The 12,664-nt window shown below is 59.5% G+C and carries 8 protein-coding genes and 2 pseudogenes; 7 read left to right on the top strand and 3 right to left on the bottom strand.

What is annotated here, in order from left to right:
* The first annotated feature begins 9 nt into the window (after positions 1 to 9).
* The 3 genes from CLV84_RS20110 to CLV84_RS20100 are packed head-to-tail and all read left to right on the top strand — an operon-like array spanning position 10 to position 6,074.
* A complete protein-coding gene (locus CLV84_RS20110) occupies positions 10 to 3,243 on the top strand; it encodes a SusC/RagA family TonB-linked outer membrane protein (protein ID WP_104421640.1) in 3,234 nt (1,077 codons plus the stop codon).
* An 18-nt stretch (positions 3,244 to 3,261) separates the two neighbouring features.
* The gene (locus tag CLV84_RS20105) at positions 3,262 to 4,686 is read left to right on the top strand and encodes a SusD/RagB family nutrient-binding outer membrane lipoprotein (RefSeq protein ID WP_104421639.1); all 1,425 of its coding nucleotides are present in this window, start codon (positions 3,262 to 3,264) and stop codon (positions 4,684 to 4,686) included.
* Positions 4,686 to 6,074: an SLC5/6 family protein gene (locus CLV84_RS20100; RefSeq protein ID WP_170067806.1), complete on the top strand. Its 1,389-nt coding sequence runs from the start codon at positions 4,686 to 4,688 to the stop codon at positions 6,072 to 6,074. The genes CLV84_RS20105 and CLV84_RS20100 overlap by 1 nt, the downstream gene beginning before the upstream one ends.
* 13 nt (positions 6,075 to 6,087) lie before the next feature.
* On the opposite strand, the gene CLV84_RS20095 is transcribed toward CLV84_RS20100, so the two are convergent.
* From CLV84_RS20095 to CLV84_RS20090, 3 genes and pseudogenes are all read right to left on the bottom strand, one after another.
* Positions 6,088 to 7,185: a sigma-54 interaction domain-containing protein gene (locus CLV84_RS20095; protein ID WP_104421638.1), complete on the bottom strand. Its 1,098-nt coding sequence runs from the start codon at positions 7,183 to 7,185 to the stop codon at positions 6,088 to 6,090.
* A gap of 58 nt (positions 7,186 to 7,243) precedes the next feature.
* Positions 7,244 to 7,510, bottom strand: a pseudogene (locus CLV84_RS22385) (PAS domain-containing protein); the annotation flags it as partial.
* A 783-nt stretch (positions 7,511 to 8,293) separates the two neighbouring features.
* On the bottom strand, positions 8,294 to 9,712 hold the full coding sequence (locus tag CLV84_RS20090) for a sigma-54 interaction domain-containing protein (protein ID WP_170067800.1): 1,419 nt from the start codon (positions 9,710 to 9,712) through the stop codon (positions 8,294 to 8,296).
* A 69-nt stretch (positions 9,713 to 9,781) separates the two neighbouring features.
* On the opposite strand from CLV84_RS20090, the gene CLV84_RS21930 reads away from it, so the two are divergent.
* From CLV84_RS21930 to CLV84_RS22375, 4 genes and pseudogenes are all read left to right on the top strand, one after another.
* Positions 9,782 to 9,946 carry a hypothetical protein gene (locus tag CLV84_RS21930; RefSeq protein WP_170067799.1) on the top strand — a complete coding sequence of 55 codons (165 nt, stop codon included), beginning with the start codon at positions 9,782 to 9,784 and terminating at the stop codon, positions 9,944 to 9,946.
* Between the two features lie 767 nt (positions 9,947 to 10,713).
* Positions 10,714 to 11,055 carry a tRNA-binding protein gene (locus CLV84_RS20085; protein WP_104421636.1) on the top strand — a complete coding sequence of 114 codons (342 nt, stop codon included), beginning with the start codon at positions 10,714 to 10,716 and terminating at the stop codon, positions 11,053 to 11,055.
* Positions 11,021 to 11,722 (top strand): annotated as a pseudogene (locus CLV84_RS22380) (metallophosphoesterase family protein); the annotation flags it as partial. The gene CLV84_RS20085 and the pseudogene CLV84_RS22380, both read left to right, overlap by 35 nt.
* A 288-nt stretch (positions 11,723 to 12,010) precedes the next feature.
* Positions 12,011 to 12,346 carry an arsenosugar biosynthesis-associated peroxidase-like protein gene (locus tag CLV84_RS22375; protein WP_104421735.1) on the top strand — a complete coding sequence of 112 codons (336 nt, stop codon included), beginning with the start codon at positions 12,011 to 12,013 and terminating at the stop codon, positions 12,344 to 12,346.
* Positions 12,347 to 12,664 lie beyond the last annotated feature (318 nt).

Genomic DNA, 12,664 nt, shown 5'->3' with positions numbered 1-12,664 from the left:
TCTTTTCGTATGCTTCGCTTCCGCGCGTGGATTACCGCTGGTAACCTGCTGTTGCCTGTATTCCTGTTGAGCCAGGTTCCGATCTCGGGAACCGTGACGTCGGTTGACGGACCCCTCACCGGGGCCACGGTCTATGAAGCCGATCATCCCGGAAAAGGGACCGTAACGGACTCGATCGGAACATTTACATTACTCATTCAAGATTTTCCGTCGATTTTAAAAATCAACTATTTAGGGTACACTAGCCGCAGTTTCCCGATTGATGCGACTACTCCCCTGCCACTAGACGTTCACCTTGAAGCGGGCATTACCCTGGACGACGTCGAGGTGGTCGTGACCGCCCTGGGCGTGCGCCGCAGCAACAGTACCCTGGGGTATTCGGTACAGGAGGTACAATCGGAAGAATTGACGGATGTCCAGGCCGTCAACTTCGTGGACAACCTGAGCGGTCAGGTCGCCGGATTACGGGTAACGGCCGGGGCCACCGGGGTTGGATCCTCCAGCCAGGTGGTGATCCGGGGCGAGACGAGCTTCACGAACAACAATCCGCTCTTCGTCGTCGACGGCATTCCCATCAACAACAACACCATCATCAATAGGACCAACGAGGAAGCCGCCGGCTTCCAGGAGGTCGACTTCGGTAACGGGGCGATGGACGTGAACCCGGCGGACGTACAATCCGTCAGCGTACTCAAGGGGGCCTCCGCGGCGGCCCTCTACGGTACCCGGGCGGCGAACGGCGTCATCGTGATCACCACCAAGCGGGGCGGGAAGCAGCCGGGGCTGGGCATCAGCTTCAACAGCAGCCTAACCCTCGACCGACCCTTCCAGCTGCCCCGCTTCCAGAATGAATTTGGCCAGGGGCAGGGTGGGGAATTCGCCTTCGTCGACGGACTCGGCGGCGGCATCAGCGATAACATCACCTACAGCTACGGGCCCCGATTGGACGTCGGCAACCAGGTGCCCCAATTCGACAGCCCGGTCACCCTGGCGGACGGCACGGTGGTGCGGGGCGGCGACGTGGCGGTCCACGGTGGACTGCCGATCCCCTCGACACCCTTCGTGAGCCAACCGGATAACGTCCGCGATTTCTACGACTCGGGAACCACCGCCATCCATAACCTCGCCATCAGCGGAGGTGGGGCGGACGGTGACTTCCGGCTGTCGGTCACCGACTTACGCAGTGACAGCTACATCCCCGGGGTAAACCTGAAGCGCAAGACGCTGGCCGGTCGCTTCGGCTTCCGCCCCGCCGAGCGCCTGCACCTGGACGCCAGCCTGAACTACATTAATACGACCTCCGACAACCGCCCGGCCGGTGGCTACGGCTCCGAGAACATCAACTACGACCTCACCGCTTGGCTGGGCCGGCAGACGGACCTTGAGATCCTGCGCGACTACTGGCAGCCCGGCCTGGAGGGCACGCAGCAGTACAGCTACAACTACACCTTCTTCGACAACCCGTACTTCACCCTGCTGGAGAACCGCAACGGGCTGGACCGCGATCGGCTGTTCGGCTTCCTTTCCGCCCGCTACGAACTGCTGGATAACCTCAGTCTGCAGGTGCGGTCGGGCATGGACTACAGCAACGAGCGCCGCCGCTTTCTCCGCAACTTCAGCTCCAACCGTTTTCCCCAGGGCGGCTACGCGGAGAACGACGTGCTGTTCCGCGAGATCAATACGGATTTCCTTTTGGACTACACGCAATCCTTTGGCGACTTCACTCTCAACCTGCTCGCCGGCGGCAACCGCCTCACCCAGCTGGCCGAAAACAACCAAAGCAACGCCCTGACGCTAGCCCAGCCCGGCATCTTCCGCCTGAGCAACGCGGCCAGTCCGGTGGTGATCGTCGACCAGGCCGCCGAGAAGCGCATCAACAGCCTGTACGGACTGGCACGCTTCGGCTTCCGCGACTACCTTTTTCTGGACCTGACCGGCCGCAACGACTGGTCGAGCGCCCTGGCCAATCCGGCGAGTGCGGACAACACCAGTTTCTTTTACCCGTCCGCGAGCGTGAGCTTCCTGGCCAGCCGCTTGCTGGACTTGCCGGAGGCCGTGAGCTACCTCCAGCTGCGGGCGAACGTGGCCCAGGTCGGTAACGATACCGATCCCTTCCGGACCAGCTCCACCTTCGTGGCGCGTTCACCGTACAACGGTCAGCCGACCTTCACGGAGCAGTCCGTACTCGCCCAACCGAACCTCAAGCCCGAGCAGACCACCACTACGGAACTGGGCGCCGACATCCGGCTGCTGGAATACCGCCTCGGACTGGACTTCACCTACTTCACCCAGCGCACGGAGAACCAGATTTTGAGTCTGCCCATCGCCCAGTCGTCGGGCTACAACCAGCAGATCGTGAACGGCGGTACCGTGAGTTCGCGTGGAGTCGAGGCCATCCTGTCGCTTACGCTCGTCGTGACGGAGGATTTCCGCTGGACCAGCCGCTTCAACTTCAGCAGCAGCCGCGCCGTGGTGGATGAGCTCCCCGCCGGCACGGACCGCTTCACCTTAGCCTACAGCCGGGTGTACAACTCGGTGAACCAGACGGTCTACTTCATCGTCGAGCCCGGCGGGGAGATCGGCGACATCTGGGGCACCGGCTACCGCAAAACGGACGACGGCCGCTTCATCCTTACAAACCAGGGCCAGTTCATCGCCGATAATACCCTGCGGAAGATCGGCAACGCCAATCCTGACTTCATCCTCGGGGCCGCCAACAGCTTCCGCTTCCGGAACCTCGAACTGAACCTCCTGCTCGACTGGCGGCAGGGCGGGCAGATCGTCAGCCGCAGCCTGAGCCTGGCCGGCGTAGCGGGTCAGCTGGAAGAGACGGCCTATCGCCCCGAGGCGGGCATCGTCGTTCCCGGCGTGGTGAATACCGGGACGGACAGCGAACCAGTCTACGTCGACAACACCACCGCCATCTCGGCGGAGAGCTACTACCGCAGCTACTACGACCGCAACCACGAGGAGAATAATCTCTACGACGCCAGCTACCTGAAGCTGCGCGAGCTGCGGCTTACCTACCGCCTGGACCGCAGCGCCCTCGCGGACGGCCCCCTCGGTGGATTCCAGGGTGTCTCGGTGAGTCTCATCGGACGGAATCTCTACGCCTGGTCGGAGATCCCGCACTTCGATCCCGAGCAGTTCGCCATCCAGGGACAGGGCATCGTCTTCGGGGTCGAGGACATGACCTACCCGAGCGCCCGCAGTTTCGGCCTTAGCCTCGGTCTCGATTTCTAACCGCCCCAATCACTACCCATGAACAAGCTCCGCTACCTGCTTCCGCTCATCTTGCTGGGGTGCACCCAAGATTTTGAGGAGATCAACACGAATGGCAACGCGCCGTCTACCGTCCAGAACGAGCTGCTGTTCCGCCAGGTGCTCTACGGCTACGGTGACGCCATGAGCTACGAGGGCTTTGTGGCCGGCAACCTGCTGAGCCAGCACTTCGCCATGATCGACTTTAACCTGCTGGACCGCCACGCGCTGAGCAGTCCGCAGGAGGGCGGCAATCCCTGGGACGTACTTTATGTGGCCCTGCGCGACAACGAAACCGTACTCCAACAGAGCCGGAACAATCCCGCCGCGGCCGTCTACGAGGGTCCGGCCCTGGTTATGAAGGCGTACCAGGCCATGCGACTGACCGACATCTTCGGTGACGTCCCGTACTTCGAAGCGGTCAGCGGGCGCACCACCGGCATCGTCACGCCGGCATACGACCGGCAGGAAGACATCTACCTGGCCGAAGGCGGCATCCTCGACAACCTGGAAAGCGCGGTGGCCGCGATAGAGAACTACGCCGGCGCGATACCCCTGGGCGGAGACATCGTCTTCAATGGTGACCTGACCGCCTGGCGCCGCTTCGCCAATAGTCTGCGCATCAAAGCCCTGCTGCGCATTTCCGGCAGGCGGGACGTCGGCGCGGAACTTCAGTCGCTGTACGCCGCCGGCGATTACATCCAAAGCCCGGAGCAGAACGCCACCTTCGACTTCGCCGCCGGCCCGCCGAACAGCTTCGCCTTCGCCACCGCCCGGGTCGGCATCTTTAATGTCTTCCTGATGTCGCTGACCGCGGAAGGCATCTTTGCCGGGCTGGGCGACCCCCGGGTCAGCGTCCTGTACCGACCCGCCGCCAACACCGGGGAATACAGGGGCATCATCAACGGCATCGACGCGGCCACCGCCATCGTGCCCGATGACTACGCCCGCCCCGGTACGATCTGGCGGGAACGTACCGGTGACCTTGACTTCAACTATATGACCGCCTGGGAGACCCGGCTGCTCCTGGCCGAAGCCGCCTATCGGGGCCTGATCGAGGCCGATGCCCGGGAGCTGTACGACGCCGGCGTGGCCCTCGCCTTCGCCTACTGGCAAACCGAATTGCCCGACGATTACCTGACCAGCGGTCCCGCCGCCTGGGACGCCTCGCGCGGTCTGGAACAGATCATCACCCAGAAGTGGATCGCCGGGATCGGGGACGCCTACGAAGGCTGGATCGAGTGGCGGCGCACCGGCTACCCGGCTCTGCTGCCCGTGGCGGCCAGCCTGAACGACGGCCGGTACCCCGTCCGCTTTCCCTATCCCGCCGACGAGCAGGCGCTGAATTTCCAGAACTACCGCGGCGCCGCCGAGGCCACCGACGGCAACTCCGTGAACGTCCCCGTGTGGTGGGACGTCGACTGATGCCCGGCAGTATCAGCTATACGACCCTGCAGTGGGCGCTGGTCATCGGCTCCAGTCTGCTGCTGTTCCTAGTGTCGCCGCTGGCCGGCTCGGCCTCCGCATTCTACCGGGGCGCGCGCCGGGAGCGACAGCCGGGAACGTGGGCCCTGATGAGCAGCCTCGTCATCTCCTGGCTGTTCGCCAAGTCGATCACCAACGCGGCCAACCTGGGCCTTTCCTTCGGATGGATCGGCGGGGTGGCCTACGCGGCTTATTACCTGAGCTTTGCGGTGGCCGGATTGGTGATCTACTTCATGCGTACCCGGGGCGGGTTTACCAGCATTCACGCTTTCCTGCATACGCGCTTCGGGCGCGGTGCCCTGTTGCTTTTTTCGCTGCTCATCGCCTTCCGGCTCTTCAACGAGGTGTGGTCCAATACGATGGTCATCGGCAGCTACTTCGGCGACGCGGGTACGGCAGCCTACTACTGGGCGATCGTGGTCTTCACGGCGCTTACCCTGGCGTACAGCGTGAAGGGGGGCATGTCCTCGTCCATACTGACCGACGTGATCCAGATGGCCCTGTTCGCCGTACTGCTCGCCGTGGTGCTGGGAGCCATCCTTCCTCGACTCGACTACCAACTTGGTCCACTATTTGAAAATCAGGTGGGCGACGGAAGCGCAGGAGCAATGGCTTCCGGCGGATTCAATCTGCTCCTGGTTGCCATCCTCCAGAGCCTCAGCTACCCCTTTCACGATCCGGTGCTGACGGACCGCGGCTTCCTCTCGGACCCCAAAACCAGCCTGCGCGCCTTTCTCTGGGCGGTACCGCTGGGCATGCTCTGTATTGTACTATTCAGCTTCGTTGGGGTTTTCGGACGGATCGCCGGCGTGGAAGGGCAGGCACCGGTCGAGGTGGCCCGCTTGCTCGGCGGACCGATCCTGCTGGTCATGAACTTCATCATGATCACCTCGGCCGCGAGTACGCTGGACAGTACGTTTTCCAGCTTCGCTAAGCTGAGCGTCATTGACCTGGGTAACCGGCAAACGGACACCGCAAGTATCAGCCGGGGCCGCTGGGCGATGGTTGGGATTACGCTGCTGGGCACGGTGCCGGTCTTTCTGAATCCGGCCATCCTGTCGGCCACCACGGTGTCGGGGGCCATGGTGGTGGGGTTGGCACCCGTCTTTTGTCTTTGGTGGGTGCCGGTACCGCGGTATTCCTTCGCGGTGTCCGTCCTGACGGGGCTCGTCTTCGGTACCATTTACGCGGCCGGAGCGTGGCCCGCCAGCCTTACCGTTGGCACTGCATCCTACGCCGATTTGCTTAGCGTCACGGTTTGTAGCCTGGTGGTGTGTACCGCACTCTTTTTGGCACCGTTATGGTTCAATTCCCGGCGCGCCACTTGAGGTTTTCCGTTCGCTACCGTTTTATACCCAGGCGCTTCATTTTGCTGAACAGGGTTTGCGGGTGTATCTGCAGGATTTCGGCCGCTCCTCCCTCTCCGCTCACTTTTCCACCCGTACTGTCGAGAACCAGTTGGATGTACTTTCGCTGGTATTCTTCAAAAGGCAGGAACTCGGTGAGTCGCCCGTCGAACACATTGAGCGTAGGCCCGGGGTTGCCATCCGGCGGCACCTGTATCGGTAGAACTCCGTTGCTGGTACCGATAAAGGCGCGCTCCACCATGGATTCCAGTTCCCACAGATTACCCGGATAGGCATAGGTCTGCAACCTAAGCAGAGTCGTGTCGTCGAGACCCGAGATATTCTTCTTGAATTTGCGGTTGAATTTTCTGATGAAGTGGTCGATCAATTTACCGATGTCTTCCGGGCGATCGCGGAGGGGAATAGATTCGATCGAAAATAAACTGAGTTGATAGTACAAGTCGGAGCGAAACTTGCCGTCCTCAATCAGCGCCCGTAAATTTTTGTCGGTTGCCGCGATGACTCGTACATCCACGGGGCGGTGACCGGACTCGCCGACCGGGGTATAAACTCCTTCCTTCAGGACTCTTTGGAGCCGACTTTGTAATAGTAAAGGCAAGTCGCCGATCTCATCCAGGAAAATGGTTCCCCCTTCCGCTGCCTCGAAGCGACCGATGCGGTCGCGGTAGGTGCCGGTGAAGGCGCCTTTGGGGTAACCGAAAAGCTCGCTTTCAATCAGTTCGGCCGGCAGATCGCTGCATTTGACCACGATAAAGCGATTTTTCGAGCGGGGACTTAGCAGGTGGACCGTGCGCGCGATTATTTCTTTTCCCGTTCCGGCTTCCCCCGTAATCAATACGGAGATGTCGGTCGGCGCTACCTGTTCGATTTTCTGCATCACCCGCTTCATTTTGGTACTCGTGAGTCCCAGGCTGGGTAAGGTGGCATCATTGATCTCCGCCAGCATCCGGTCGTGTTCCAGTTTCACCCTCTCGTGATCCACGTTGGCTTTCGCCAGGGCTTCGTTCATGGCGACCTCGTGGGCGGACTGATTGGTGATGTCGCGTGCGGTGAAGGTAGAAGCTACTATCACCGGGATGGCTGCTTGCCACGAGGCTGATTTCTACCGGTAGGTGGCTTCCGCCCACGTGTCTAAAGTGACCACGGTAGCGGGCCAGGCCCCGGGAGCGGACCTCTTCGATCCGTCGTGTTAGCGTCTCCTCCCCGAAATTTACCTCGATTTGCCGCAGGTGGGAGATGCGCTCCTGCTCGGTGCGTTCGTATCCCAACAGCTCCCGTAGCCTCGTATTGACAAAACTGACGTTTCCCCGACCGTCGATCTGGAGGATCAGCGATTCCACCGAATTCAGAATTCCCGATAGATTGGCGTCCGAGGGGTCGCTCCCGGGAAGGATCATACAACAGGTACAGGAAACGGGTTCCACGGCCAGCTTCGTCAAGTGCAGGATGGCGCGCCGATTGTCTCCCAGTATTACGGGTTTGACCACGCATTCCCCCGTCTTTAAGTCGGCAGGGTAGGTAAACTTGGATTGCGCGCCCTCTTTAGCGGCAGTATTCGTCGCGGACAGGAAGTTTACATGATCGGTGTCGAGCTCCGCCATCAATTCCCTGAATCCGCTATTCTGGTAAAAGAGGCTTTGGTCATCGAATAAAAGCAAGGTCGGGAGCGGGTTTAAATTTACCCAATCACGGACCATGTCTGGAAGTCTTGGTTTTTCGGTCACTATAGGTTTTGGTTCGGCAGGCTAGGACGGGGGTTCAGGTCCCGACATCCGCCGGCTCGACGAAAGAGCCATGTAAGCGGTTGTATGCACGGCGATGTCCTGTATACCAGCCTGCCGTAGATCAACACCCTCAAGATGGGAATCACCTATACTCCGGGGGAACCGCCTCCTCTGAGACGGCCAAAAATTATGATATGCCGTAAATATGCAAGTGGAACGGAAGGCGCGGCCCAGACGGAACCCTTCGTGACCAACGTGAGGGACGCCCTCCACGCGCGTTTCGCGGCAGGTCTGCTTGGAGCGGCATCAGTAGGGTAAATTTTGATGTCGGTGGCAGCGCGATCGCCGTGGCCAACCGGCCATACGGAGCTTCCGCTTCGGCGCATCTATTTGGGATCGCTAGGCTTTGCGATTACGAGCCAAAAAGACCAGAGGCAGTAGAAGTGATCCGTACACCTACCGCTTGATCCCGAGTTTTTTCATTTTGCTGAAGAGTGTCTGGGGGTTTAGCTTCAGGATCTCCGCGGCTCCGTCGGGGCCACTGACTCTCCCCTCAGTACTGGCGAGTACCAGCTCGATGTACCGACGCTGGTAGTCCTCGAAAGACAGGAACTCGGTAAGTTGCCCGTTAAATACATCCAGTACGGGAGAACCCTTCACAAAGTCGAGGTCGGGGGGCAACACGTTTTGCAGGGTTTTTCCCTCGGCAACGATGAAGGCCCGCTCGATCAGGTTTTCCAATTCCCTGACGTTGCCGGGGAAGGGATACTGAATGAGCCTTTCCATCGGTCCATCGCCCACTTTATTGATATCCTTACCGTACTTCTTATTGAAGTGCATCATAAAGTGGTTCGTCAGGCATTCCACGTCTCCCTTTCGGTCCCGCAGTGGGGGACATGGAATGGAGAATACGTTGAGTCGGTAATAGAGGTCCCGTCGAAATTTCCCTTCTTCTACCCAGGATTCGAGGTCGCGATTGGTGGCCGCGATCACCCGAAAATCCGCGGTGTGGGCTTGATTGTCGCCGACGGGAGTGAATTTCCCTTCCTGGAGCACGCGGAGCAACCGCGTCTGGAGGATTAGGGGCATTTCTCCTATCTCGTCGAGGAAAATGGTTCCGCTATCCGCCGCTTTAAAGCGACCCTGGTGATCCCGATTCGCCCCGGTGAACGCGCCCTTGCGATAACCAAAAAGCTCGCTTTCAATCAGCGACTCGGGAATCGAACTACAATCCACCGTGACCATCGGCCCGTCCCGCCGTAAGCTGCGGTCGTGGATCGTTCGCGCGATCAACTCTTTTCCCGTTCCGGTTTCTCCCGTGATCAGCACGTTGGCGTCCGTCTTGGCGACCAGATCGATGCTGGTTATTACTTTGGCAAAGGCCTTACTGGAGTAGACGAGGCCTTCCCCCTCGCAACTCCCTAATTCAAGCTTGTTTATGAGCGATGAATTCTTCTTTTCCAGCAGGGAGTTTTCGTCGGCACCCTCGGTAATTATCGCCTCAAGCGCCCTTTCACGCGCCAGGTGGCGAGAGGTTTCCTCCGCGCTCAGCAGAAACCGCTCCGGGCCGTCAGAGGGGTATGGCATCACGGATACCCTCACGGAGATCAGCTCCCCGTCCTTAGCACGAAAGTGTTGCTCCCGCAACGGATGGCAAGGATTTTCTTCCATGTCACGGAGGGAATTCGCCAGTGGTTTGGGGAAGTCGTTGGACAGATCGGTCAAGCGGGTGATCCGGTGAGCGTCCTTTGCCGTATAGCCAAGTCTTCTGTAAAGCGGACGGTTAACGTGATGTAGGTGTCCGGAGCGATCAAACACGGCTGCGTAGCAGGCCAGGTGATCCAGCAGGTACGCGGGATCGTCTTTGCGGAGCATCTTCGGAATCAAAATACAGCAGAAACAGGAGGACCCATTTACCACCACCTTCACCGCACGTAGGGAATATTGACGTTCTCCCTGGTCGAACGATATGAGATTCTCTACGTACTCCCCCGGAACCATTTCGTCGTACTTCGTGACGGAGCCGCACCCAACTATCGTATGAGCGAGCAGAAAAGAAGGGGAGCAAACGTCCAGGGTGGAATGGACCTGATCGACAAGCGCTTGTAGCGGAAGGTTGGAAAGCACCACCACCTTTTCGTCCCGCACGATCAAAACAGGATAAGGTAGGGCCTTTATCCAGTTGGTAAATACGGTAGAAAAAAAATGGTCCTGTTGTTGGGGCACTCTAAATGGGTCACGTGTTGGAATAAGAAGGCGATTTTGGGCCGAGTGGTGGTCGGCATACTTAAATTATTCTACTATGCAAGATAATAAAAAATAAACGTGTAATATTTATGACATATCATACAAAAAAATAGCCGTCTCGCGGGCGGGCGGAAGGGTGGGTTCCATTCGCAGAAAGCCAGCATGACGGATCCCTTCATCGCTACCCGGTCGCAAAGGTCTCTTTCATTGAGATCAATAGGAAATGGGAAAAAGGCCCCCCTTCGCAGCGAGGCCGGACGGGTGGTTGGTTCCCCCTATACTGTAGTATTCTCCGAGACCACGCCAGGTTATTGCGCCAACCATCGGCCCAGCCCGGACCCCTTTTGGTTTTATTTTGGTTGTGCCGCCGGGCTAATTCGTAGCCTGTTCGGCGCATAGGCAGAATTCGCGGTCGGGGAAGACCGCGCGCCAAACCGATATTATCCACCTGATTGGAAATCGTCGGCGGCCTGGTCGGTAAATCGCCTGAGGTGCTGGGCGGGCGGCCCACCGAAAAGTGACTCGTAGCGGGCCAGTCACGCCGTTGTGCTGTCGCTTCGGGTGGTAATTATGCCGCTCGAATTCCTCCCTTATCTGCTACCTTACTAGTTCGTAAACTAACCTCCCCCATGGAACCTGAACCCTTAAGCTGGGCGGAATTCGAACGCGTAGAAATGCGCGTCGGTACGATCGTCGCCGCCGAGCTCTTCGCGGAGGCGCGCCGTCCGGCCTTTAAGCTCCGCCTCGACTTCGGTGACCACGGGATCCGCAAGAGCTCGGCCCAGATCACCGATCGTTACCGGCCAGAGGAGCTGATCGGTCGGCAGGTCGTAGCGGTTACCAATTTTCCTCCCAAGCAGATAGCGACCCTGATGAGCGAGTGCCTGGTTTTGGGAGCGGTAGGGGAGCGCCAAGTAGTCACCCTCCTGGCCCCCGATGCCAACGTACCCAATGGTACCCGCATCGGATGAAACAACCAAAGTACCCCGTGCAACGTATCTAGCTACCATGACCGCACCCCAGCCCATTGACCTTGGAAACCGCTCCGGTCCGCTACTGGTGTTTGGAGGCGTGTACTCCAATCTGGAGGCCCTGACCGCCCTGCGGACGGAGGCCGAGCGGCGTGGCATCCCACCGGGAAACGTGATTTGCACCGGCGATACGCCGGGCTACTGCGCGGATCCGGAAGCCTGCCTGAACCTCCAGGAAAATTGGGGCATTTACGGCATCGCGGGGAACGTCGAGATCAACCTGCGTTCGGGGGTGGAGGACTGCGGCTGCAACTTCAGTGACGGCAGCCGCTGCGACATGTTCGCCCGCCTCTGGTACGCCTACGCCCGCGCGGAGGTGGGCGAGCGGGGCATGGCCTATATGCGCACCCTGCCCGAACGACTGAGCTTTTTCTACGCCGGACGGCGGGTGCACGTCCTGCACGGCTCGGCCGAACACGAGAGCGAATTCGTCTGGAAGTCGACCGACTGGGCCGTCAAGCAACGCAGCTTCGACCGCACCGGAGCCGACGTCATACTGGCTTCCCACAGCGGCCTGCCCTTTACCGACGGTCGCGACGGCAAGCTCTGGATCAACAGCGGGGCCCTCGGCATGCCCGCCAACGACGGTACGCCTCGCACTTGGTACGCCATCCTCGACGATACCGAAGGAGCCATCCGCGTCACCTTCCACCCGCTTCCGTATGACGTGGCCACCGCCCGCGCGAAAATGCTGCAACACCGGACGCGGCTCCCGCTCAGTTACGCGACCACCCTTGTGACGGGCATTTGGGATAACACGGAAATAATGCCTCCGACCGAAGCGGCAGAGGAAGGCCGTGCCATGGACCCCGACCGTTTGGGGGAATCTTCCACACCTGCGCCCCGTCGCCCAAGCATCCCGCACCCGACAACCGACATCCCTCAACCCACTACCATGAATCCCTACAGCGACCCCAAAGACCTGCGCACCTTCGGAAAGATCACCGAATGGCAGGAGGAGATGGGTGAAAAATTCTTCAACTGGTACAGCGGCGTCACCGAAGGCGACAGTGCCCTGACCGAGCGGGAGAAAGCCCTCATCGCCCTGGCCGTGAGCCACGCCATCCAGTGTTCCTACTGCATCGACGCCTACACGACCAACAGCCTGCAGGCCGGCGCCGACGAGGAACAAATGATGGAGGCCGTGCACGTAGCCGCGGCAGTAAAAGCCGGTACGACCCTTATTTACGCCCGCCAGATGCAGCGGCAGGTGGAGAAGGTGACGATGTAGGAAAGTACGAAGTCTAATGTTTGAAGTGCGAAGTACAAAGGTTCGCTTACCAGCCCCTGCGATTTGGTAACTTTTGCCCCGATGTTCCTGTTGGCGTTGGTAGCCGGTTAGCATTTCAAAGACCGGAAACGGCAGTACATGCTACAGGGGTTAAAAGCATACCAGACCTTTGTACTTTGTCCCTTACCCTTTAAATATTGTACTTCAAAATGTACAATGTCTGAGGTAGGAAGTACGAAGTACAAAGGTCCATCTACAACCCCACGCCATCGAATAACTTTTCTCGGGACATTCCTGTTGGCGTTGGTAGCCGGCGGC

Origin of the sequence: Neolewinella xylanilytica (genome assembly GCF_002934605.1) — a bacterium.
In the GTDB taxonomy this organism is placed as follows: Bacteria; Bacteroidota; Bacteroidia; order Chitinophagales; family Saprospiraceae; genus Neolewinella; species Neolewinella xylanilytica.
The sequence above is the reverse complement of the archived record's forward strand: the minus strand, read 5'-3'. Positions and strand labels throughout refer to the sequence as shown.

Bases quoted from the DNA above. Each gene is read 5' to 3' on its own strand.
- CLV84_RS20110 (WP_104421640.1), top strand. From the start codon at position 10: ATGCTTCGCTTCCGCGCGTGGATTACCGCTGGTAACCTGCTGTTGCCT.
- CLV84_RS20105 (WP_104421639.1), top strand. From the start codon at position 3,262: ATGAACAAGCTCCGCTACCTGCTTCCGCTCATCTTGCTGGGGTGCACC.
- CLV84_RS20100 (WP_170067806.1), top strand. From the start codon at position 4,686: ATGCCCGGCAGTATCAGCTATACGACCCTGCAGTGGGCGCTGGTCATC.
- CLV84_RS20090 (WP_170067800.1), bottom strand. From the start codon at position 9,712: ATGCTCCGCAAAGACGATCCCGCGTACCTGCTGGATCACCTGGCCTGC.
- CLV84_RS20085 (WP_104421636.1), top strand. From the start codon at position 10,714: ATGGAACCTGAACCCTTAAGCTGGGCGGAATTCGAACGCGTAGAAATG.
- CLV84_RS22375 (WP_104421735.1), top strand. From the start codon at position 12,011: ATGAATCCCTACAGCGACCCCAAAGACCTGCGCACCTTCGGAAAGATC.